This is a genomic window from Shewanella sp. S1-49-MNA-CIBAN-0167, assembly GCF_040310145.1.
GTDB classification, from domain to species: domain Bacteria; phylum Pseudomonadota; class Gammaproteobacteria; order Enterobacterales; family Shewanellaceae; genus Shewanella; species Shewanella psychromarinicola.
Genome location: NZ_JBEOPO010000009.1, coordinates 82,503 through 104,594 on the forward strand (window position 1 = coordinate 82,503; position 22,092 = coordinate 104,594).

The window sequence follows — 22,092 nt, forward strand, 5'->3', positions numbered from 1 at the left end:
ATGAGCGACTATAAATTTACTTTGAATTTGCCGGAAACAGAGTTTCCGATGCGCGGTAATTTGGCAAATCGCGAGCCAGAAATGTTAACTCGCTGGACGCAAGATGGACTGTATCAACAGATCCGTGAAAGCCGAATTGGCCGTAAACCTTTCATACTGCATGATGGCCCTCCATACGCTAATGGCAGCATTCATATTGGTCACTCTGTTAATAAAATTCTTAAAGACATTATTATTAAGTCAAAAACCATGTCTGGTTTTGACGCACCCTATATCCCTGGTTGGGACTGTCATGGATTACCGATTGAGCTGAAAGTTGAGCAAAAAGTCGGTAAGCCTGGTGTCAAGATTTCTGCAGCGGAATTCCGTGAAGAATGTCGTAAATATGCGGCTATCCAAGTTGACGGTCAACGTGATGACTTCATTCGTTTAGGGGTATTAGGCGATTGGCAAAATCCTTATTTGACGATGGATTTTTCAACTGAAGCGAACATTGTTCGTTCACTGGCAAAAGTGATTGATAGCGGTCATTTGCACAAAGGTGTTAAGCCAGTGCATTGGTGTACCGATTGTGGTTCAGCACTCGCTGAAGCGGAAGTAGAATACGAAGATAGAACATCTCCGGCTATTGATGTCGCTTTTGTGGCGGTTGATAGTCAAGCTGTTGCCGCTAAATTTGGCGTTGAAAATTATACTAAACCAGTAGCGATGGCAATTTGGACTACTACGCCGTGGACCATCCCTGCTAACCGTGCATTGTCATTAAACGCCGAGTTAGATTACAGCTTGATTGAGTTTGTTAAAAACGGTGAAACCACAACATTGATTTTGGCTCAAGTGCTTGTTGAGTCATGTCTTGAACGTTACGGCGTTGAAAGCCATCAATTATTAGGCGAAGTTAAAGGGGCTGAGCTCGAGTTAATGCGCTTTAACCACCCATTCTATGCCTTTGATGTACCAGCTATTTTAGGTGACCATGTCACCACAGATGCGGGTACTGGTATTGTACATACCGCCCCAGGTCACGGTCAGGACGATTTTATTGTTGGCCTGAAATACGGTTTGGAAGTGGCCAACCCTGTTGGCGATAACGGTGTTTATAAAGCCGATACTGAGTTTTTTGCCGGTCAGCATGTCTTTAAAGCTAACGCCAATGTGGTTGAGCTGTTAAAAGAGAAAGGTGCGTTATTACTTCATGTTGCTTACCTTCACAGCTATCCACATTGCTGGCGCCATAAAACACCGATTATTTTCCGTGCGACACCACAGTGGTTTATCTCTATGGATAACCACGATCTGCGTTCGCAAGCATTACAAGAAATAAAGCAAACCAAATGGATCCCTGATTGGGGTCAAAGCCGTATTGAAAAAATGGTAGAAAACCGCCCAGACTGGTGTATTTCACGTCAGCGAACTTGGGGCGTACCGATCACATTATTTGTTCACCGCGAAACGGATGAGCTGCATCCCGACAGCGTGTCATTAATGGAACGAGTTGCGCATCGCATTGAACAGCAAGGTATTCAAGCTTGGTGGGATTTAGATGCAAGTGAATTGTTAGGTGATGAAGCAGATCAGTACCGTAAAGTCACTGATACATTGGACGTATGGTTTGACTCAGGCTCATCATTCTCTTCAGTTGTTGCTGCGCGTCCAGAGTTTCAAGGACATGAAATTGATTTGTATTTAGAAGGTAGCGATCAGCACCGCGGTTGGTTTATGTCATCATTAATGATTTCAACGGCGATGAATGGTAAAGCACCTTATAAGCAAGTATTGACTCATGGTTTTACCGTTGATGGTAAAGGCCGCAAGATGTCAAAATCTGTCGGTAATGTGATAGCCCCATTACAAGTGATCAATAAGCTCGGCGCTGACATTTTACGCTTATGGGTTGCTGCAACCGATTACAGTGGCGAAATGACAGTCTCTGACGAGATTTTAAATCGCAGCGCTGATGCGTACCGTCGTATTCGTAATACTGCCCGTTTCTTGTTAGCTAACTTAAATGGCTTTAACCCAGAAACTGACATGATCCCGTCTGAAGACATGGTCGCGTTAGACCGTTGGGTCGTGCGTCGTGCCGCTGCACTGCAACAAGAAATAATTGAAGCGTATGATCAATACAACTTCCATTTAGTGACTCAAAAGCTGATGCAGTTCTGTTCAGTAGAGTTAGGCAGTTTTTATCTTGATATTATTAAAGACCGCCAATACACAGCTAAGCAAGAAGGTCATGCTCGTCGGAGTTGCCAGTCAGCGCTTTATCATATTGCAGAAGCAATGGTACGTTGGATGACACCCATTTTAAGCTTTACTGCTGATGAACTATGGCAGTTGCTACCAGGTAAGCGTGAAAAGTATGTGTTTACCCAAGAATGGTACCAAGGTTTAGAAGCGGTGACACTTGACAGTGATTTAAGTGATGATTACTGGGAGAAACTATTAGCTGTCCGTAACGAAGTTAACAAAGTGCTTGAACAAGCTCGTCGTGATAAACGTATTGGTGGTTCATTAGAAGCGGAAGTGACATTGTTTGCTGATGCTGATTTAGCCGCTGAGTTAGCTAAAGTAGGTGATGAGTTACGTTTTGTACTGATCACCTCTAAAGCTGCTGTTGCCGATATGTCACAAGCGGGTAGTGACGCCATCGAAACTGAATTAAGCTCGCTTAAGTTAGTGGTTGCTAAAAGTGCGGCACACAAGTGCGAGCGTTGCTGGCACTATCGCGAAGAAGTTGGCACCATTGAAGCTCACCCAACATTGTGTCAACGCTGTGTGACCAATATTGAAGGTGAAGGCGAACACCGTGACTTTGCTTAAGGAAGCATATACATGAGTTCTGTACCATTAACGTGGAAAGACAGTGGCTTGCGTTGGTATTGGGTAGCTGCATTGGTGTTTTTAGCCGATCAGCTGTCCAAACAATGGGTGCTTGCCAATTTTGATTTGTATGAGTCTATACAGCTTTTACCCTTTTTTAATTTCACTTATGTGCGAAACTACGGCGCGGCTTTCAGTTTTTTAAGTGACGCAGGGGGCTGGCAGCGGTGGTTGTTTACCGTTATTGCTCTCGGTTTTAGTACCTTGTTAACGATCTGGTTACGTAAGCAGTCTTATTCGCTATGGCGCAGCAACCTCGCTTTTACGTTAGTTATTGGCGGTGCATTAGGTAATTTGATTGATCGTTTAATGCATGGTTTCGTGGTTGATTTTATCGATTTTTACTGGAATACCAGTCATTATCCAGCGTTTAATATAGCCGATGCGGGGATCTTTATTGGTGCCGCATTGATCATTTGGGACTCATTTAGACCCGAGACAAAGCCAACGAAGGAGCAAGAGTAACTATGACAGATTTAACTAAACAAGATAGTCGTTCATTGTTGTGTCATATGAATATTGTACTGGAAGATGGATCTACAGCTGAAAGTACAAAATCATCAGGTAAACCTTCACGCTTAAACATTGGTGATGGTAGCTTAAGTCCGGCTTTTGAAGACCAGCTTAAAGACTTAAATGAAGGTGATAAGCACCAATTTACCTTAGCGGCAAAAGATGCATTTGGTGAATCCAATCCAGATGCGGTTCATTATATGGACAGAAGCCGCTTTCCTGCAGATATGGAGCTTGAAGAAGGCGTTATTGTCAGTTTTGGCGGTCCTGGTGGGAGTGAAATACCGGGTATTATTCGTGATACTGCTGGCGATTCAATTACCGTCGACTTAAACCATCCACTAGCAGGACGCACGATAACGTTTGAACTTGAAGTTGTCAGTGTCATCACTGAGTAAAAAAGGTATCACATGCTAAAAGTTGATCCAACGTCTCCTGAGCTTAATATTCTACTCGCCAACCCTCGCGGATTTTGCGCAGGGGTAGATCGCGCTATCAGTATTGTAGAACGTGCTTTAGAGTTATTTGAACCGCCAATTTATGTACGTCATGAAGTCGTACATAATCGTTATGTGGTTGAAAACCTAAAACAGCGAGGTGCTATTTTCGTTGATGAACTTGAGCAAGTACCAGACAATAGCATTGTTATTTTTAGCGCTCATGGTGTATCACAGACAGTAAGAAAAGAAGCAAAACACCGTGGTTTAAAAGTGTTTGATGCGACATGTCCTCTAGTGACCAAAGTACATTTACAAGTGACTCGTGCAAGTCGCAAGGGTGTTGAGTGCATTTTAATTGGTCATGAGGGACATCCAGAAGTTGAAGGCACCATGGGGCAATATGATAACCCTAACGGTGGTGTTTATCTTATTGAATCTCCTGAGGATGTGAATAATCTTCAGGTCAATAACCCAGATAACCTCTGTTTTGTCACTCAAACTACGCTTTCTGTCGATGACACCTTGGATATCATTACTGCACTAAAACAGCGTTTCCCTTCCATTGAAGGACCTCGTAAGGATGATATTTGCTACGCGACACAAAATCGCCAAGATGCGGTAAGAAGTATGTCTGCTGAAGTCGATTTATTGATTGTTGTCGGTTCCAAAAATAGTTCTAATTCAAATCGTTTACGTGAACTGGCTGAAAAGACCGGTACTCAATCTTATTTAGTTGATACAGCCGCCGATGTTGAAGCAATCTGGTTTAACGGGGTGAAGAAAGTGGCAGTAACTGCTGGGGCCTCAGCGCCTGAAGTGTTAGTGCAACAGGTTGTTAACGCGATAGCGACACTTGCACCGAGTGTGATAACTGAAGTTGAAGGTCGTAAAGAAGACACTGTGTTTGCAGTTCCGGCGGAATTACGCTAATTATTTCAATAGTTTCAACTGTCTATCAATATTAACCCGCAACCTAACTTGGTTGCGGGTTTTTTGTACTTGCAAAATAAACCGAGTATAATACCGAAAAGACTGTATTGAGCTCTTAATCATGCTTAATATAAGAAATTATACAAAATTGATACTATCTGATTACATTTAAGTCAGCTATTATCAATGCATAATAATAATTCAAGTCAAGTAAAGGATCCAAGGTTGAAAGTATCTGCTATTGACCTTATTAGGGGAGTTTGCACTCATGTCATGTAAAAGGAATGGATTTTCCTTAATTGAAGTTATGGTCTCACTGGTTATTCTAGTGATAGGCCTTATAGGTATTTTTAATCTTCATTTAGTTGCCAAGAAAGGCAGTTTCGAATCTTTTCAGCAAACTCAAGCGTCATATTATGTTAACGATATTATTAATCGTATGCGCATCAATAGCGGTCAATTAGCTACTTACGATGGTACTTATACTGGAACAACGATTACATCTGCTAAGTCTTGTGATGTTGGTGTTGGTGGTAATGTTATTTGCACCAACATTGAAACCAGAAACTGGGACCTATATCAATGGGAACGGGCATTTTTAGGTGAAAATGAAAAATCATCTTACAATGAAAATGTAGGTGGTTTAGATTCCCCTACGGCCTGTATTGATATTGACGCTAGCAATAATGTCACCGTAGTCATGACTTGGAAGGGCGTACGAGCGTCATCAGATGGTACTGCAGACAAAAGTGCTTTTATTAAAGGGTGTGGTTCTAGTAGCGATAGACGACGAGCATTGGTTGTCAATACGGCGATTATAATATGATAAAAGCATTTGATAGTCAGCGAGGCATGTCGCTAGTAGAGTTAATGGTCGCTATGTTAATCAGCTTATTTTTAACGGCTGGTCTTTTCACTATGTTTAGCATGTCTTCAAGTAATGTGACCACCACAAGCCAATTTAATCAACTGCAAGAAAATGGCCGTATTGCTTTAGTTATAATGGAGCGAGACCTTAGTCAGTTAGGGTTTATGGGTGATATTACTGGCACCGATTTTAATAATATCAATAGTACATTTTCTGCAACGGCAGTTACCGCAGATTGCGTTGGTGCTGGGTTGAATAACGCAAGTTTCCCTGATACGACTCAGCTCACTAACTTTCGCCATTTATGGGGATATGAACAAGGCGAAAGTGCAGAGACAATGGCTTGTATAACGCCCAATAGTAATACCGACGTCATTCAAATTAAACGCTTAATTGGCCCTCCCAGTACAGTATTAACAGCAACTCGCTATTATGCTGCATCAACATCAAGTAAAATCGTTTTTTTTAATGGTAGTTCTGCAGCTCCGGGGCTTGTTAATAGTAGATTGTGGGAATATCAACACCATGTTTATTTTATTAGAGACGATGGAATTACTCCAGTATTAAGACGCAGAACCCTGTCTATTAGTAATGGCATGAATAATGAAGAACAACTCGTCGAAGGCATAGAGAATATGCGTATTTTATATGGTTTTGATAGCGATGGTGATGGTACTGCAAACAGTTATATGCCTGCCCAAAATGTGACGACCTTAATGTGGGACAATGCGGTATTTCAACGAGTAGTATCTTTAAAGGTATTTTTGTTAGTGCGTTCTAGTGAAGAAGACAGAACCTATAAAAATGATAATACCTATAAGTTAGGTGACAAAACTATTGGACCACTTAATGATAACTATCGTCGAAAAATCGTTTCAAGCACTATTGTTTTAGAAAATCCAATACTAATAAATCTTTAAGTTTTTCGTCCGAACGTTGAGCTGTTTATGCATTATTTATAATAAGGATATGAGAAAAGGTGAGAGCATGATTAAATCGTATAACAAACAACGAGGAATAGTGTTGTTTTTCTCATTGATTATATTAGTCCTTATGACATTGATAGGTGTTGCATTAGCGGTTAACTCAACTCAATCCCTTAGAATGTCGGGGGCAGGCGCTGAACGTATAGAGGCGATGGCATCCGCACACGGTGCTCAAGACAAGACTCTTTCTGCTAACTCGGGTCCGACATTGTCAATGATGACAACTACCTCGACAACAGTAGATGATGATTTAGGTGTCACCAACACCATTACACCAATGAATGTCGTTGATGTAGGTTGCCAAAGAAATCCAAAAGGGAGCTCGGGAAAGTCAATTCAGTGTCTTCGTTTTGAAGTCTCCAGTGTCGCAACTTTTGGCCGTAGTGATATGGGGCGAGTTACTGTCGTCGTGGGCATTGAACAACAAGTGACAACAGGGAGTTAGTTATGTTTGTAAAACAATTATTATATACGTTACTTTTTGCCATATTGGCATACTCATCAATTAGCTTCGCCGATGACACCGAATTATACGTGCTTGAGTCGACAGCGCGTACTGGTTCAAAACCGCAAGTGCTGATTGTTTTTGATACATCCGGCAGTATGGATACAAACTTTAAAACAGATGACCCTTACGAACGCGAAAATGAGAATGTCAATTCTAACGGACGACTGAAAAAAAATACCAAGTTATTTTTTACGCGTAATACTAGTAGCATACCATTAGCATCCAGTAATCAATATTTTTTGAATGAAAAAAACGGATGTGATGTAGGAGAAAAGTATTTAGAAGACTATGGTATGTTTACAGGCTATATACGTGAACATAAATATATAGGTGAAAACGGTGAGTGGTCCGAGTTACCATTAACCGATGGAACTAGCATTCAATATACCGATTGTTATGAAGACATTGCGGAAAGAGATTATATTAATCGTGCAGTAACTAATGGTTTCCCAGTTGATGGACTAGGTACATCAGCAGTTCCCAAAAGACATACACCTATCAACGGTTCATCTACTACTGCAGAGGTTGATGCTGCAATCGCTACTGCAAAGCTAACCAATTTTGGTATTGGCCAGCCCATTACTCTGTTCACTGAAAAATATGTAAACTGGTATCATAGCGCAAAAGAGCAGCATCCTTATTCGCGAATAGCGGTTGCAAAACGTGTTATAGAAGACACTATTGTAACAACGCCAAGTGTGGATTTTGGGTTGTCAGTGTTTAACTATGACGATGGCGGACGTATCGTTTATGGTATTGCGCCCAATAATGAGACAAATAAACCCAGTTTACTTTCAACAATTAGTTCACTTCCCTCAAACACTTGGACACCATTATGTGAAAGTCTTTATGAGGCTTATCATTATTTTTCAGGGAAAAGTGTTTTATATGGCAATGATGACCCCACTAGAACGCCCCATAGAGATACTTCAATAGAGTCTAGTGGAAGTTATATATCTCCATTTGTGGGTAAACAATGTCAAGACAAAGCTTATGTTATTTACATAACTGATGGGGCGCCCACGAGAGATAGTGGCGCGGATAATTTAGTTAAAAATCTTTCTGGTATTTCTGATTCAGATAAATACTCTGGTAGTTTCTTGCCCGCTCTTGCTGGTTGGTTAAATAAAAATGATGTCAATACAAGCCTTGATGGGACCCAAACAGTATCGACTTACACCATCGGTTTTGGGTCTGATGCAAGTTCAGTCGCGGCTATTTTGCAAGAAACAGCTACTCGAGGTGGTGGGGCTACCTACTCTGCTGCTAATGCTCAAAAATTACAAGAAGCGTTACAATCGATTTTCTCCAATATCTTAGAAACTAATTCTAGTTTTACTTCCCCTTCAATTTCGAGTAATAATTTTGATAGAACGCAGACACTCGAGTCCGTGTACTATGCTATGTTTTTACCTAATGAAGGCCCTCGTTGGGTGGGGAACCTTAAAAAGTTTACTGTTACAGGTTCTGGTGAAGTTGTCGATAAGAATGGTGATAATGCCATAGATGATGATGGAAACTTAGCCTCTTCGGCATGTTCATATTGGACTGATAACTCCGTCTGTAGCGCAACTAGTGGTGGAGGTGATGGCAATAATGTCGAAATTGGTGGCACCTTAACCAAGCTTCAAAATACCCCCAATAGGACTCTATACGGTAACTTTGGTAGTGATGGTTCCTTAAAAGCATTTACTAAATCAAATGCTGCAAGTAGTCCTGGTATTACTAGTGAAACATCATTGGCAACCTTTATGGGGGTTGATAAAACCGAATTGACCAAATTATTCGATTGGGCTACGGGTATCGATGTTGATGATGAGGACAAAGACGGTTCAACAACAGACAAACGCTCAGACATTATGGGAGACCCATTACATTCAAAACCCCTTGCAATTAATTATGGTACAGAAGGATCACCTGATATAAGAGTTTTGCTTGGCACCAATGCTGGCTTTTTGCATATGTTTAAAGATAATGGCAGCACTGTTGAAGAGTCTTGGGCCTTTATGCCACAAGACTTGCTACCAAACTTACGAGAGCTTAGAGCCAACGTTCCTACTGGTGTTCATTCGGTTTATGGTATAGACAGTTCGCCAGTATCCTATATCAAGAGAAGTGCATCTGGAGCCGTGGAGAAGGCGTGGTTATTTTTTGGGATGCGTCGAGGGGGTAAATCTTATTATGCACTCAATATTACCAACCCAGATTCTCCCTCGTTTATGTGGAAAGTTGATCCTGGTTCATCAGGCATGGCAGACATGGGACAATCTTGGGCTGAACCGGTTGTTGCGTTTATTCCAGGCGTGCCTGCTGGAAATACATCAGCTGATACTGCGTCACCAGTGATCATCATCGGAGGGGGTTATAATCCTTCCACTAAAGATGGTTCTAGTGTTGGTACAGATGACACTACCGGTCGCAGTGTTTATGTTTTAAATGCTGAAACAGGCGCTTTAGTACATCAATTTGGAACATCCACTGGAACCAACAAAACCAAATTACCCAGTATTGTTGACAGTATCCCTAATAGTGTTGCAATTTTAGACAGTAATAACGATGGTCTAACCGATAGATTATATGCTACTGATACCGGCGCTAATATTTGGCGTATGGATTTACCTAGTGCATCACCCTCTAGTTCAACGAGTCCTTGGACTGCGTTTAAGTTTGCGAGTTTAGGCGGTTCTACGCAAGCTACTGATAGACGATTTTTTGCTGAACCTGCTGTGGCACAAACGGTATTCACCAATATCTCTGAGGTATCAGTCACTGATTCGGAAAGTAATACAACCACAAGTCTGACTTATCAGAATATCCCTTATGATGCAGTCACGGTAGGAAGTGGCCACAGATCGCATCCTTTAGATAAAACTCGTTCAGACAAGTTCTTTGTATTACAAGATCGCAATGTAGTCACTAAATCGTTTACCGGAGATGCAGATAAAGAAATCCCTACTCCGTTAGAGTTAGCAAATTTATATAATGTATCTTCTACACCACCGACATCAGAAGATGACAATATTGAATTTGGTACTAAACGTGGTTGGTATTATAACTTTACTTCATCAGGTGAAAAAAGTTTATCAGCCTCGACAATCATTCTAGGACGAGTGTACTTTACCTCTTATGTTCCTGGAGATAATACTTCAGCAAACCAATGTTTAGCCACAGGGCAAGGCAGATTATATGGTTTTGATTTACATAAAGGAACCCGCTCTTATACCCAAGAATATTTAGAAATGGGCGATCGAGTACCAGATACGCCTCAGTTAGTCATACCGCCGAATGGAACATCAGATAGTTATATGTATTTAATTGGTATTGGTTCTGCTGGTGATGAAATGGAAAAAGTTGACGATACTGGTAGTGATGGGTGTGCAGGAGGTGATAATAAGTGTATTGGTCCTGGACCTGGCGTTAACAAAATTTATTATCATATTGATGAGTAGGAATGAGTAAAAATAATGAAGCAGTTACAGTTCGGATTTACATTAATTGAAGTGATGATCACTGTCGTGATAGTGGGTATTTTAGCTTCAATTGCCTATCCAAGTTATACTCAATTTGTTGCCAAAGGTGCTCGTGGTGATGGTTTAGCAGGGGTTATGCGTGTTGCAAACTTGCAGGAGCAGTTTTATCTGGATCATCGTAACTTTACAGCCGATATGACTAATCTTGGTTTGTCTGCAGATCCTTGGGTTGTTGAAAATACATATTATAAAGTTGATACAACCTTGAGTGGAGATGATTACACCGTGACAGCTACAGCCGTTGGTGTACAAGCTTCTCGAGATACTGTTTGCGCAACGATATCATTAACTTCAACAGGCACCAAATCACCTACGGAGTGTTGGAAATGAAAATAACCATAATGTTAATTACTACTCTCTCCATTTGGATTAGTTCAACCGCTATAGCCGTAGAAGAGGGCACCATACTCACTCCTTATAAGTGCCACATTGAAACGGCTAATGGTTCAAATATTGCGTTGTTTGTATGGGATGGGGCATTAAAAGTTGAGGAACAAAGTTCATTGCTATCTAAGTATGTATCGACAATAACAAATGAGCGTCTCAAGGTTAGACGAGTTGTAGAATGTATTACAGAAGATGAAGTATTTAAAGATGTAATTATACGTGAGTTGGATGAACAAAGAACTTATTAACACTACCTATTTATAGATGTAAAAAAAGGCTTACAAATGTAAGCCTTTTTATTAATTACAACTCACGGAAGAAGTCACTTTAGATACTCTACCGGAGGCACTTATGCTTATGGCCTCGGATGAACCGCTATCGGCAGCGCCAGGGCAATAGCTGAAGGTACCATTACCATTAGCTATCATGCCATCAGGGTTAAAACTGTATCGCGCCAAATCTGATTTGATAAAGTCGTTACTATTAAACGCATCCATTTTACGTAGAATCACATCAGCAATACCATTGGTTGTATCCACTGACCCAAGAGTACCATTATCAATAAATACACTAAATCCATTTGTCCAGTCACTCCCACACGACGTTGTTGTCATAGGACAGACAGAAACTCTGCTTCCGTAACTAACGGCTTGACTACGGGCAAATACAAACGAGGATTCAATGGTGCTGATAACACTTCTTGCTCTTATACCTTCATAGAGGCTTGTTAACGATGGCACGCCAATAGCTAACAGTATTGCAGCAACGGTAATGGTCACCATCAATTCTATTAGGGTAAATCCAGATTGTATTTTTTTCATGCGCAATTCCTCTGCTATATAAAACAGAGTATAACCAAGCGCAACATGAATGACAGTGTTTTATTGACTATTTGCAGACATCACTGTTAATTAATTCTTTATCGATAATCTCTATTATTTTATGTTTTCTCATTTTACACTTTGTTAAAATTTACACTCTATATTTTTCTTGTTTGATACTCTTACCCTACCAGCTTGATTAACAATTACCGCTTTTGAATAAGGACTGTCAACAGAGCCGGGGCAATACGTTAATGTGCCATTAGTGCCTGAAGCCAATCCATCGGGTTGAAATCTAATAGCGGGACGGTTGTAGTCGATATAATCATTTTCATGAAAAGGAGATGTTTGTTGGAGTAAGCGATCACGGGCATCAAGTTGGTTTTTTTGCCCATGGTCAATAAATACACTTAACCCAATACTCCAATCCGATGAACACAAATTGTCGACTAAAGGGCAAATTGTTACCCTCGAGCCATAACTGATTGCCATATTTCGGCCTAATTGAATGGTCTGTTGGATCACTTTAATATTACTACTTGCCCTGACTTGTTCAATTAATGCAGTAAATGAGGGAATTGCGATGAGTGAAATTAGTGTGGCAATCAGCATAGTTACTATTAACTCAATCAGACTAAAGCCTTTTGCTCGAATGGAAAATGTCATACTGGTTCATCCTTAAACGTTGTCGGCTGCGTCCTGCAGTAAAACTTAACCTAGTATAGAAAATGAACAGCAAGTTTGCTGCGAAATATCTTTTCATAAATACGTAAAATAGCCGCGACAATTGGCTGCGCTTTCAAGTAAGATATTTGAATAATATTAGTAAGCATATAAACTGTAATCAGGACAAATGCTTAATCAACAACTTAGCCGATGACAGGAGTATTTAATGAAAAAAGTCGAAGCGATTATTAAGCCATTTAAACTTGATGATGTGCGTGAGTCACTTGCTGAAATTGGCATTACGGGTATGACAGTGTCTGAAGTCAAAGGTTTTGGCCGTCAAAAAGGTCATACCGAGCTTTATCGTGGCGCAGAATACATGGTGGATTTTTTACCAAAAGTAAAAATCGAATTGGTTATTCAAGATGAAATTCTTGAGCGAGCGATTGATGTTATTGTTGATATCGCCAGAACGGGAAAGATTGGTGATGGTAAAATATTTGTAACCGACGTTGAGCGAGTCATTCGAATTCGTACCGGTGAAGAAAACGAAGAAGCAGTATAAGGCCCACAGGGCCTTTTTTTCACTTGTACATTTTGTTTAGTTAACCTCAACTCTGGATAAGAGATGGAATAAATTGTTAAAACGACTTTATTTCAAGTCTGCAGCATCAAACTCGCCATGTGTTTTGATCGCAAGACGTATTGACGCGTCAATAGCGGGCCCATTTTAAGTAGGTGCAACTTTGGCCGCGCAGCAAAGGGCTGTTTGATAACCGTTTATTATCCACAGTTAGGTTACATAGTCGCTGGCATAGGGTATCTCTGAGGTAATGTATGGTTCAACGAATTGTTATTGTGGGTGGCGGAGCTGCAGGGTTAGCATTGGCCTCCAAATTGGGACGGAAGTTTGGTAAAAGTCCGTTAATCGATATTAGTCTGATTGATAAAAATACCATCCATATTTGGAAACCCAAGTTACATGAAGTTGCCGTTGGTGTGATTGATCAATCAATTGAAGGCCTGCAATATCGAGATCACGGATTAAAGAATGGCTATCGATATATTCGAGGTGCCATTGAACAATGCGACCCAAGCACTAAGCAAATTCAACTTGCTCCAGTGTATAACGATGAAGGCGAGATGATCATTGCCGCGCGCAGTATTGAATACGATACTCTTGTGCTTGCATTAGGCGGGGTTTCAAATAGCTTTAATACACCGGGTGCTGAAAAACATTGTATTTTCTTAGACAGTTTAGACAGTGCAAATCTTTTTCACCATAAGCTTATGGATGCACTCTTACAGCTTAATGAAACACAAGACCAATTAGGTATCGGTATCGTAGGTGCCGGTGCAACAGGCGTCGAGCTGGCCGCTGAACTCCATCATGTTATTGAGTCTGTAAGGGAGTACGGTTATCAAAATATCTCCAAAGATCATTTAGATATAAACCTAATTGAAGCATCCACTAAAATCCTTCCCCAATTACCTGAACAAGTCAGTTCGAGGGCACAAACTGTACTGTCAAAATTAGGGGTAAAATTGCACTTAGGTGTGCAGGTTAAAGAAGTGACTAAAGAAGGCTTTGTTACTGCGACAGGTGAGACGATTAAAGCCAATATAAAAGTATGGGCAGCAGGTGTTAAAGGTCCAAAGGTCTTTGAAAATTTCACCCAATTACCTATTACGCCACGTAATCAAATCGATGTAGATGAGTGTATGCATGTTAAAGGCCTTAATGATATTTACGCCTTAGGTGACTGTGCTCAATTAATTTTACCATCAGGTAAACCCGTACCACCCAGAGCCCAAGCAGCTGCCCAAATGGCCGATCGCCTATATGACAATATTTGTTTAAAGATGAAGCTTCAACCAGAAAAACCTTTCGTTTATAAAGACTATGGTTCATTGGTATCGCTCAGTCGTTTTTCTGCGGTTGGAAATTTAATGGGTAACCTTCGTTCGGGAGACTTTTTTGTTGAAGGTCACGTTGCACGTTTGATGTATATCTCGCTTTACCAACGTCATTTAGCCAGTTTATATGGCTGGTTCTCCGCTTCTGTATACCGTATTGCGCAAAAGCTACTTCGCTGGCAACGTCCTAAACTGAAATTGCATTAGGTGATTACCCGGCTAATAAATCGATAATCAGCGCCCATTGTATTCTTTTTTATTGAATACAAAGCTTTTTTGGACAAGAATTGGTCACTTGGTGATTATTGACGCAATTTAGCCTAAATGTACTTGAATTTAAGATTTAACTTGGTAGTTTCAGTTATTAATTATTTGTTAACCTAAGGTATGACAATGATGTTGTACTTAAATCAGAGAAGATAATCAGTGCTTCAAGGAGCCAAGATGCCCAACGAAATTACATTATTAGAACAAACCAAACATGGTGATTTAAAACTGACTCCAAGTGATTTTTCACACGTGGCAGAACAGCACATTGTGCCTGTAACCTTACATGAAATTAATCGCGCTGCCACTGAGTATCCTATCGTATTCGTTAAAAATAGTGACACAAACGAGTTTCAATCAGTTGCTATGCTAGGGTTAAAGCCTGGTCAGAATCTAAGTGTAAAAGACGGCAAATGGCAAGGCTTGTATATTCCTGCGGTTGTACGAGATTATCCTCTTGGCTTAGTCGTTAACCCAGACGTTAAAGATAAAGTGTGGATTGGCATTCGTGAAAATGCTAAAGAAGTGACTAAAGAAGACGGCCAAGCATTATTTGAAGAGGGTAAAGAAACCCCATTTTTAGAAGCGCGTAAGCAAGCATTGATTAGTCACTATGAACAAGATCAAGCTACACGGGGTATTTTGAGCTTTTTAGATGAAAAAGGATTGTTGATTAATCAGACTCTAACTGTTGATGTCGCCGGTGAAAAACGTAATATTAATGGTTTATATCTTATTGATGAAGCTAAATTAAATGCACTAACCGATGAAGAGTTCATTGAGCTTAAAAAGCGTGGTTTACTCGGTCCTATATACGGTCATTTAGGCTCACTTAACCAAGTTAATCGCTTAGCTCGAATTGAAGCGCTGGGTCGATAGTGTCGTAAGGTTATATTAAAACAGGCACTCAATTGAGTGCTTGTTTTGTTTTAAGAAGCTAAAATGCAATAAATAGAGCGCTTAAATCGAATACATTTCAGATACAAAAAAGCCACTCATTGAGTGGCTTTTTTGTTTTTATGGTGCCGGCACCAAGAGTCGAACTCGGGACCTACTGATTACAAGTCAGTTGCTCTACCAGCTGAGCTATGCCGGCTAAATTGTGGTGCCCGAACCCGGAATCGAACCAGGGACACGAGGATTTTCAATCCTCTGCTCTACCGACTGAGCTATTCGGGCAACTAACTAAGTGTCAGTTAACTACTACAGACTAAGTATTAACTTGGTAATCAATACCTGTCTCGTCTGGAGTGCGCACATAGTATAGTGATGGTTTTTATCGTGCAAGTGGTTTTTCAAATGTTTTCACTCGTTCGGCTAGTTAATGTGCAAACGGGTGGCTTTTTATAAGTAATTGATGATTTTTAACGCGAAGGGAGGAATTAATATACTAAGGCCTGTTGATCTTTCAATGTTGTTTTTGCAGCGAATTGTTGCTCATTACTTAACATGAGCTACAAGGCAGGGGCTTTGTGGTGTAGTTATTCTACATACAAAGCCGATAACGCAGTCGAAATGACCAACAAACGCTGCCCGAAGGGGTCGGCTAAAAACATTTTACTCTTTGTTGAGTGAGTCTTTGATAAGCGAGTGTTGCTTAGATTGCTAGGCAGCAATCCACTCGCCTCGATTAAAACGTTTTTATCTCGAACAAAATTTAACCAGCGAAGATCAACAGGCCCTAATCATGCAGTATATCGGGGAGCGTAACGGTGCCAGTTTGCTATAGATAAAGGCAAAACCCAGCTAATAGCAGACATAATCCATTTACTGATTTTTCTTTAAGCCATTTTGAGGTTAACCATAGTCGTTAATAGCATTAAGAGGGGGGAGCGGTATAAGACATCCTAAGTAAGATGCGTTTAAGCGCTGACTTTGCTTGGCTCTATAAGCTAAAAAGACAACTGTTATTACCTCATACTTAACGTTGAGTACTCGCTATTAACCTTGTATACCCCATATATAAAGTGTTCAATTCCCATTGTTGGTTCGTTTTCTATCCTAGTTAACTGGACTCGAGCCGTTAACGGACAAGTGTATGCGTTGTTTCTTACTATAATGGGTATTTACCGCTCTTGTACCGACTTAAACGGTTAATCATCCTCACAGATAATATTGGTTAACAATTCATTTCTATTTTATCGAATGAATACTCCTGTATTTAGCGGTTTTCTTTACTAAAAATGACGTTAATATGTTGTGAGTTTATTGAGGAAGGTACACATGTTAAAAAACACTTTAGCTGGTTATGGATTAATAACCATTTTGACCCATTGGTTGTCTGCCATCGCAGTTATTAGCCTTTTTAGTGTAGGTTATTGGATGGTTGATCTTACGTACTACAGTAGTTGGTACCAAACTGCGCCACATGTTCATAAAAGTATTGGTCTGCTGTTACTCGGATTAACCTTGTTAAGATTAGTGTGGCGAGCTATGTCACTAACGCCTAGTGCATTACCTAACCATCAGCCATGGGAAAAACGTATGGCAACCTGGGCACATGCTATTCTTTATACGTTAATGCTGCTGATTATGTTTTCAGGAATTATGATTTCTACAGCAGATGGTAGGGATATTTGGATTTTTGACTGGTTTGCCGTGCCGTTTCCTAATGCTTTTATTGACGAACAAGCTGATATTGCCGGTGTTATACATCAATACCTTGCTTATAGCTTAATTGGCCTAGTTGTGTTGCATAGCGCAGGTGCGATTAAGCATCATATTATAGATAAAGATAATACTCTGAAAAGAATGCTCATTCCCAACCGTGTTCGTTAACAGTTGTATTGGTTAACAATCTAATTAATCGTCGGTTCAGCTAACGGTTATGTTCGATGATGATGACTCTACTTATTTACTCTACCTATTTACCATTAACGCTTAATTTAAAGGAATAAAAATCATGAAAAAACACCTTATTGCAGCCATAATCGGTTCAACGCTTATGTTACCCGTTGCAGCTAATGCGGCCGACTATGTTATCGACACCCAAGGTGCACATGCATCGATTCAATTTAGTGTTAACCATTTAGGTTATAGTTTTGTGGTAGGACGTTTTAATGAGTTTTCAGGTGACTTTAGCTTTGATGCTAACAAATTGGCTGATGCCAAACTGAACGTCAAAATTAACACTAACAGTGTTGATTCAAATCACGCCGAACGTGACAAGCATTTGCGCAGTGAAGACTTTTTAAATACCAGTAAATTCCCTCAAGCTACTTTTACGTCGACATCCATAGTGGATAAAGGCAATAACCAGTTTGTGATTAATGGTGATTTTACCTTAAATGGCGTGACCAACCCCCTAACCATAGATGCCGTTGCCATTGGTGAAGGTAAAGATCCATGGGGAGGTTACCGTGCAGGCTTTAGTGGTACAACGACTTTTGCGATGAAAGATTTCGGTGTCAAAATGGATTTAGGTCCTGCTTCTGCTAACGTTGAATTAGCATTAGTAGTGGAAGGCATTAAGCAATAATGAACACTATGAGTTCACTAACTGGCATCAGGTAGAGTAATAAATGAGCGCCCACCGACGCCACTTCGTGTCGAACAACGAGGTTTTTCGATGACGGTGATATAATAAAGCCGCTTAGTAAAGCGGCTTTATTTTTAGGTAAAACAATTGATTATATTGACTGGTTACTCGTCTTCAGCTGGCGGAACATAGCCTTCAATTTCAACGTCTTTACCTTCAAATAAAAAATTAGTCATTTGCTCTTCAAGAAATTTACGATCATCAACATTCATCATATTGAGTTTTTTCTCATTAATGAGCATGGTTTGCTTCTGTTGCCATAAGCCCCAAGCTTCTTTACTGATATTATCAAAAATGCGCTTACCCAATTCGCCAGGGTATAGCTGAAAATCTAAGCCGTCAGCGGATTTGTTTAAATGTTGACAGTGAACGGTGCGAGCCATGATGATCCCTTACTAACTTTAATTACGATAAAAATTAATGTGTCGCGAAAAGTACGGCTAAATTAGCCAAAATACGTTCTGTGGCAGCTGCCAACCCGACTTTCGCAGGTTGTTCTATGTTATACCAGAGTGCCGAGGTTTGTTCCATGATACCGCTAGCGAGATCTGGAGATAGTTCAACTAATACCGGGTGAATATCCAGATGAAAGTGACTGAATGTATGCCTAAATCCTGCAAGCCCTTGCTCTGACTCTGTCAAATGATGCAGGCTTAAATAATCATTTAATTCTGCTTGGTGATCAAATTGCGGAAAACACCATAATCCACCCCATATCCCCGCGGGTGGACGTTTGATAAGCTGAACTTTTACTGAGTCTTCGCTGCTATCGACTAAAACCAGCATAAAAGCAGATTTTTCTGGAGTGATTTTTTTAGGTTTTTTACCTGGATATTGACTTTGAAGACCGCTTTGTTGAGCCACACAATCAATTGCCACAGGGCAAGCTGCGCAATTGGGTTTACTGCGGGTGCAAACACTTGAACCAATATCCATCATTGCTTGGTTAAACTTTTCAACATCTTTGACTGGCGTTAATGTGTCGGTTAACTGCCATAATTGCTGCTCAACGTTTTTTTGTCCAGGCCAGCCTTCAATAGCACCATGTCTGGCCAATACTCGTTTTACATTACCATCTAAAATAGGGTGGTGTTGTCCGAGCGATAACGATAATACCGCGCCAGCAGTCGATTTACCTATTCCAGATAAAGCCACTACATCATCAAACTGAGTGGGGAACTCGCCGTTAAAAGCATCGCGAATATGCTGGGCTGCTTTATGTAAATTACGTGCTCTGGCGTAATAGCCCAAGCCCGTCCACAAATGCAGCACCTCATCTTGATGAGCATTAGCAAGATCTATAACGCTAGGGAAACGCGCTATAAATTTTTGGAAATAGGGAATCACCGTCGCGACTTGAGTTTGCTGGAGCATGATCTCCGACACCCAAACACGATAAGGCGTTTTATTGATCTGCCAAGGCAGTGATTTACGACCATGTAGGTCGTACCAAGCGATGATACGCTCAGAAAATGGAGTCAGATTTTTCATGGGCGCAGTGTAGCCATAGGCATTTTATTACACAAGTAGCCAGGCTATTTTAAATCACTCGTTTACACCAAATTAGCGTAAACATGTGCAATCAGTTTAGGTATAATGGCCCACTGACTTTAAAAATGATCTGTTACAGATAACAATTGCGTAATGTGCAGCTAAAAAGTGGCTACCATGGCATTTAGCCACTAACCCATTTAATCACTCGCTATAACAGCACAAGAAGTACGCAGACAATGAGGCAAAGATGAGCGACGTTACCACAGCTGAATTTAACGAAGACGGTAAATACATTCGTAAAATCAGAAGTTTTGTTTTACGTGAAGGCCGTTTAACCAAAGGCCAATCTCAAGCAATTGAAGCACATTGGCCAGCAATGGGACTTGATTACACTCCACAACCGTTGGATTTAAACCAAGTGTTTGGTCGCGATGCTGATACCGTTCTAGAAATAGGTTTTGGTATGGGTGCATCATTAGTGCAAATGGCAAAAGCAGCCCCAGAACAAAATTTTATTGGCATAGAAGTCCATAAGCCTGGCATTGGTACGTGTCTTTCTGAGGCCGGTGCTGCTGAAGTTACTAACTTACGTGTATATCACCATGATGCAATGGAAGTGCTAGAGCACAGTATTCTTGATGGTTCACTTGCGCGGGTACAATTGTTTTTCCCCGATCCATGGCATAAAAAACGTCATAACAAGCGTCGGATTGTACAAGCTGAGTTTGTACAGCTAGTCCGTCGTAAGCTTAAAATTGGTGGTGTGTTTCACATGGCAACCGATTGGGAAAATTACAGCGAGCATATGTTAGACATAATGAATGCTGCTGAAGGTTATAATAATCAATCAACAACTGGTACAGTTGTCGAACGTCCAGACCACCGTCCGCTTACAAAGTTTGAAGCAAGAGGCCACAGACTTGGTCACGGCGTATGGGATATCATGTTTGAGCGTATCGCTTAATCACTACTACACTTTTTAGCAATCGGAGAATACACCATGGCGCAAAATCGCAGTCGACGTTTACGTAAAAAATTACGAGTTGATGAATTTCAAGAATTAGGTTTCGAAATGAACTGGACATTTAATGAGTCAGTTTCTGAACAAGATATCGATAGTTTGGTTGATCAGTTTATTGCTCAAGTGATTGAACCACGTCAATTAGGTTTCCACGGTGGTGGACACAAGCAATGGGAAGGCATTATGGCTACCCAAACTATCGGTAAATGTACTGATGAAGATATTGCAGCAGTCAATGCATTCTGGAAAGACAAGCCAGTTTCTGACCTTGAAGTCAGTGATTTATATGATATTTGGTGGGGTTAAGCTAAATTGCCAGAGCAATTATTACTTCAAGACGCTGTCGATAAAGTAAGATCGCTATTGGGTAAAGGTAAGGTGGCAGGATATATTCCTGCTCTTGCCTGCGTTGACCCCAACAAAATAGGTATTGCAGTTACCACCATTGACGGTCAAACAATTGGTGCGGGTGATTATCTCGAACCTTTTTCCATTCAAAGTATTTCTAAAGTCTTTAGCCTGACTCAGGCACTTAATTTATATACAGAAGAAGAAATCTGGAGTCGAGTGGGTAAAGAACCTTCTGGGCATTCATTTAACTCGCTTGTACAGGTTGAATTAGAGCGTGGCAAACCACGGAATCCATTTATTAATGCTGGCGCGTTAGTCATTGCGGACTTGTTGCAAGCACGCTTGGGTGCACCTAAACATCATATGCTTGAGGTGGTGCGTCAGTTGAGCCAAAATACCACATTAGCCTTCGACAAAGTGGTAGCAGATTCTGAGTATCAATTTAGTGCACGTAATGCTTCTATTGCCTATTTAATGAAGTCATTTGGTAATTTCAATGGCGACGTGAATACCGTACTTAAAAGCTATTTTCATTATTGTGCGTTAAGGATGAATTGTGCAGATTTGTCCCGGGCGATGTTTTATTTGGCCAATCGTGGTAAGACACTCGATGGCGATAGCTTAGTCTCACCAGTGCAAACTCGGCAGCTTAATGCATTACTCGCAACGTCTGGATTATACGATGGCGCAGGCGAGTTTGCTTACCGAGTGGGTATGCCGGGTAAAAGTGGCGTAGGCGGCGGTATTATTGCGATTATTCCTGGTGACATGTCTATCTGTGTGTGGTCGCCTGAACTCGACAATAATGGCAATTCATTGGCAGGTACAGCCTTACTTGAGCATTTAAGCCAGCAGTTAGGTCGTTCAATTTTTTAATTCCACATCACTTTTTTTAATTTCACATCACTACTCGTAAAATAGACTACTTTTTGGTTTATTTTACGAAGAGGGTGGTGTTTTTTGTTCATTTAG

General features: G+C 40.7%; 22 protein-coding genes and 2 tRNA genes. 18 read left to right on the forward strand and 6 right to left on the reverse strand.

Annotation, left to right across the window (positions count from 1 at the left end; translation table 11 throughout):
- The 10 genes from ileS (at position 1) to AAEZ00_RS06085 (ending at position 11,293) form a co-directional block, all read left to right on the forward strand.
- Positions 1 to 2,823 (forward strand): isoleucine--tRNA ligase, encoded by a 2,823-nt coding sequence (gene ileS, locus AAEZ00_RS06040; RefSeq protein ID WP_351075911.1) that lies wholly within the window; start codon positions 1 to 3, stop codon positions 2,821 to 2,823.
- 12 nt (positions 2,824 to 2,835) lie between these two features.
- Positions 2,836 to 3,348: a signal peptidase II gene (gene lspA, locus AAEZ00_RS06045; RefSeq protein WP_351075908.1), complete on the forward strand. Its 513-nt coding sequence runs from the start codon at positions 2,836 to 2,838 to the stop codon at positions 3,346 to 3,348.
- Between the two features lie 2 nt (positions 3,349 to 3,350).
- Positions 3,351 to 3,794 carry an FKBP-type peptidyl-prolyl cis-trans isomerase gene (gene fkpB / locus AAEZ00_RS06050; protein ID WP_124012213.1) on the forward strand — a complete coding sequence of 148 codons (444 nt, stop codon included), beginning with the start codon at positions 3,351 to 3,353 and terminating at the stop codon, positions 3,792 to 3,794.
- A gap of 12 nt (positions 3,795 to 3,806) precedes the next feature.
- Positions 3,807 to 4,766 (forward strand): 4-hydroxy-3-methylbut-2-enyl diphosphate reductase, encoded by a 960-nt coding sequence (gene ispH / locus AAEZ00_RS06055; protein ID WP_124012212.1) that lies wholly within the window; start codon positions 3,807 to 3,809, stop codon positions 4,764 to 4,766.
- Between the two features lie 268 nt (positions 4,767 to 5,034).
- Positions 5,035 to 5,592, forward strand: coding sequence for a type IV pilus modification protein PilV (gene pilV / locus AAEZ00_RS06060; RefSeq protein WP_351075904.1), 558 nt, complete (start codon positions 5,035 to 5,037; stop codon positions 5,590 to 5,592).
- Positions 5,589 to 6,554, forward strand: a complete 966-nt coding sequence (locus tag AAEZ00_RS06065) for a PilW family protein (protein ID WP_351075902.1) — start codon at positions 5,589 to 5,591, stop codon at positions 6,552 to 6,554. Before pilV ends, AAEZ00_RS06065 begins: the two co-directional genes overlap by 4 nt.
- A 67-nt stretch (positions 6,555 to 6,621) precedes the next feature.
- Positions 6,622 to 7,065, forward strand: coding sequence for a pilus assembly PilX family protein (locus AAEZ00_RS06070; RefSeq protein WP_351075899.1), 444 nt, complete (start codon positions 6,622 to 6,624; stop codon positions 7,063 to 7,065).
- A gap of 2 nt (positions 7,066 to 7,067) precedes the next feature.
- Positions 7,068 to 10,577 (forward strand): pilus assembly protein, encoded by a 3,510-nt coding sequence (locus tag AAEZ00_RS06075; protein WP_351075896.1) that lies wholly within the window; start codon positions 7,068 to 7,070, stop codon positions 10,575 to 10,577.
- Between the two features lie 15 nt (positions 10,578 to 10,592).
- Complete coding sequence (locus AAEZ00_RS06080; RefSeq protein WP_351075894.1) at positions 10,593 to 10,988, forward strand: type IV pilin protein; 396 nt, start codon at positions 10,593 to 10,595, stop codon at positions 10,986 to 10,988.
- Positions 10,985 to 11,293, forward strand: coding sequence for a TapY2 family type IVa secretion system protein (locus AAEZ00_RS06085; protein ID WP_351075891.1), 309 nt, complete (start codon positions 10,985 to 10,987; stop codon positions 11,291 to 11,293). The genes AAEZ00_RS06080 and AAEZ00_RS06085 overlap by 4 nt, the downstream gene beginning before the upstream one ends.
- 51 nt (positions 11,294 to 11,344) lie before the next feature.
- Here AAEZ00_RS06085 and AAEZ00_RS06090 read toward each other — a convergent pair whose 3' ends face one another.
- Positions 11,345 to 11,866 carry a GspH/FimT family pseudopilin gene (locus AAEZ00_RS06090; protein WP_351088440.1) on the reverse strand — a complete coding sequence of 174 codons (522 nt, stop codon included), beginning with the start codon at positions 11,864 to 11,866 and terminating at the stop codon, positions 11,345 to 11,347.
- A 144-nt stretch (positions 11,867 to 12,010) separates the two neighbouring features.
- Positions 12,011 to 12,532: a GspH/FimT family pseudopilin gene (locus AAEZ00_RS06095; RefSeq protein WP_351088441.1), complete on the reverse strand. Its 522-nt coding sequence runs from the start codon at positions 12,530 to 12,532 to the stop codon at positions 12,011 to 12,013.
- Between the two features lie 226 nt (positions 12,533 to 12,758).
- On the opposite strand from AAEZ00_RS06095, the gene AAEZ00_RS06100 reads away from it, so the two are divergent.
- From AAEZ00_RS06100 to AAEZ00_RS06110, 3 genes are all read left to right on the forward strand, one after another.
- Positions 12,759 to 13,097, forward strand: a complete 339-nt coding sequence (locus AAEZ00_RS06100; protein ID WP_101034580.1) for a P-II family nitrogen regulator — start codon at positions 12,759 to 12,761, stop codon at positions 13,095 to 13,097.
- 272 nt (positions 13,098 to 13,369) lie between these two features.
- Complete coding sequence (locus tag AAEZ00_RS06105) at positions 13,370 to 14,656, forward strand: NAD(P)/FAD-dependent oxidoreductase (RefSeq protein WP_124012203.1); 1,287 nt, start codon at positions 13,370 to 13,372, stop codon at positions 14,654 to 14,656.
- A gap of 237 nt (positions 14,657 to 14,893) precedes the next feature.
- Positions 14,894 to 15,595 (forward strand): SapC family protein, encoded by a 702-nt coding sequence (locus AAEZ00_RS06110; RefSeq protein WP_101034582.1) that lies wholly within the window; start codon positions 14,894 to 14,896, stop codon positions 15,593 to 15,595.
- 141 nt (positions 15,596 to 15,736) lie between these two features.
- On the opposite strand, the gene AAEZ00_RS06115 is transcribed toward AAEZ00_RS06110, so the two are convergent.
- Both AAEZ00_RS06115 and AAEZ00_RS06120 read right to left on the reverse strand, forming a co-directional pair.
- Positions 15,737 to 15,812, reverse strand: a tRNA-Thr gene (locus tag AAEZ00_RS06115).
- Positions 15,813 to 15,819: 7 nt separating this feature from the next.
- Positions 15,820 to 15,895 (reverse strand) — tRNA-Phe (locus AAEZ00_RS06120).
- Between the two features lie 1,044 nt (positions 15,896 to 16,939).
- Between AAEZ00_RS06120 and AAEZ00_RS06125 the strand changes: the two genes are divergently transcribed.
- Positions 16,940 to 17,494, forward strand: coding sequence for a cytochrome b (locus tag AAEZ00_RS06125; protein ID WP_351088442.1), 555 nt, complete (start codon positions 16,940 to 16,942; stop codon positions 17,492 to 17,494).
- A 124-nt stretch (positions 17,495 to 17,618) separates the two neighbouring features.
- Entirely contained in the window at positions 17,619 to 18,194 is a 576-nt protein-coding gene (locus AAEZ00_RS06130) for a YceI family protein (protein WP_351088443.1), read from the forward strand.
- 164 nt (positions 18,195 to 18,358) lie between these two features.
- On the opposite strand, the gene AAEZ00_RS06135 is transcribed toward AAEZ00_RS06130, so the two are convergent.
- Complete coding sequence (locus AAEZ00_RS06135; RefSeq protein ID WP_101034585.1) at positions 18,359 to 18,637, reverse strand: oxidative damage protection protein; 279 nt, start codon at positions 18,635 to 18,637, stop codon at positions 18,359 to 18,361.
- 34 nt (positions 18,638 to 18,671) lie between these two features.
- Positions 18,672 to 19,745, reverse strand: a complete 1,074-nt coding sequence (gene mutY / locus AAEZ00_RS06140; RefSeq protein WP_351088444.1) for an A/G-specific adenine glycosylase — start codon at positions 19,743 to 19,745, stop codon at positions 18,672 to 18,674.
- A gap of 250 nt (positions 19,746 to 19,995) precedes the next feature.
- Here mutY and trmB point away from each other — a divergent pair, with 250 nt between their 5' ends.
- The 3 genes from trmB to glsB are packed head-to-tail and all read left to right on the forward strand — an operon-like array spanning position 19,996 to position 21,996.
- Entirely contained in the window at positions 19,996 to 20,712 is a 717-nt protein-coding gene (gene trmB / locus AAEZ00_RS06145) for a tRNA (guanosine(46)-N7)-methyltransferase TrmB (RefSeq protein WP_101034587.1), read from the forward strand.
- Positions 20,713 to 20,748: 36 nt separating this feature from the next.
- Complete coding sequence (locus AAEZ00_RS06150; protein ID WP_124012198.1) at positions 20,749 to 21,075, forward strand: YggL family protein; 327 nt, start codon at positions 20,749 to 20,751, stop codon at positions 21,073 to 21,075.
- 6 nt (positions 21,076 to 21,081) lie between these two features.
- A complete protein-coding gene (glsB, locus tag AAEZ00_RS06155) occupies positions 21,082 to 21,996 on the forward strand; it encodes a glutaminase B (RefSeq protein ID WP_101034589.1) in 915 nt (304 codons plus the stop codon).
- Positions 21,997 to 22,092: the final 96 nt, after the last annotated feature.

Coding starts and splice junctions, on each gene's coding strand:
- ispH (WP_124012212.1), top strand. CDS start 3,807: ATGCTAAAAGTTGATCCAACGTCTCCTGAGCTTAATATTCTACTCGCC.
- lspA (WP_351075908.1), top strand. CDS start 2,836: ATGAGTTCTGTACCATTAACGTGGAAAGACAGTGGCTTGCGTTGGTAT.
- AAEZ00_RS06085 (WP_351075891.1), top strand. CDS start 10,985: ATGAAAATAACCATAATGTTAATTACTACTCTCTCCATTTGGATTAGT.
- fkpB (WP_124012213.1), top strand. CDS start 3,351: ATGACAGATTTAACTAAACAAGATAGTCGTTCATTGTTGTGTCATATG.
- AAEZ00_RS06090 (WP_351088440.1), bottom strand. CDS start 11,866: ATGAAAAAAATACAATCTGGATTTACCCTAATAGAATTGATGGTGACC.
- AAEZ00_RS06135 (WP_101034585.1), bottom strand. CDS start 18,637: ATGGCTCGCACCGTTCACTGTCAACATTTAAACAAATCCGCTGACGGC.
- AAEZ00_RS06100 (WP_101034580.1), top strand. CDS start 12,759: ATGAAAAAAGTCGAAGCGATTATTAAGCCATTTAAACTTGATGATGTG.
- AAEZ00_RS06110 (WP_101034582.1), top strand. CDS start 14,894: ATGCCCAACGAAATTACATTATTAGAACAAACCAAACATGGTGATTTA.
- trmB (WP_101034587.1), top strand. CDS start 19,996: ATGAGCGACGTTACCACAGCTGAATTTAACGAAGACGGTAAATACATT.
- AAEZ00_RS06080 (WP_351075894.1), top strand. CDS start 10,593: ATGAAGCAGTTACAGTTCGGATTTACATTAATTGAAGTGATGATCACT.
- pilV (WP_351075904.1), top strand. CDS start 5,035: ATGTCATGTAAAAGGAATGGATTTTCCTTAATTGAAGTTATGGTCTCA.
- mutY (WP_351088444.1), bottom strand. CDS start 19,745: ATGAAAAATCTGACTCCATTTTCTGAGCGTATCATCGCTTGGTACGAC.
- AAEZ00_RS06130 (WP_351088443.1), top strand. CDS start 17,619: ATGAAAAAACACCTTATTGCAGCCATAATCGGTTCAACGCTTATGTTA.
- AAEZ00_RS06075 (WP_351075896.1), top strand. CDS start 7,068: ATGTTTGTAAAACAATTATTATATACGTTACTTTTTGCCATATTGGCA.
- AAEZ00_RS06065 (WP_351075902.1), top strand. CDS start 5,589: ATGATAAAAGCATTTGATAGTCAGCGAGGCATGTCGCTAGTAGAGTTA.
- AAEZ00_RS06095 (WP_351088441.1), bottom strand. CDS start 12,532: ATGACATTTTCCATTCGAGCAAAAGGCTTTAGTCTGATTGAGTTAATA.
- AAEZ00_RS06150 (WP_124012198.1), top strand. CDS start 20,749: ATGGCGCAAAATCGCAGTCGACGTTTACGTAAAAAATTACGAGTTGAT.
- AAEZ00_RS06105 (WP_124012203.1), top strand. CDS start 13,370: ATGGTTCAACGAATTGTTATTGTGGGTGGCGGAGCTGCAGGGTTAGCA.
- ileS (WP_351075911.1), top strand. CDS start 1: ATGAGCGACTATAAATTTACTTTGAATTTGCCGGAAACAGAGTTTCCG.
- AAEZ00_RS06125 (WP_351088442.1), top strand. CDS start 16,940: ATGTTAAAAAACACTTTAGCTGGTTATGGATTAATAACCATTTTGACC.
- AAEZ00_RS06070 (WP_351075899.1), top strand. CDS start 6,622: ATGATTAAATCGTATAACAAACAACGAGGAATAGTGTTGTTTTTCTCA.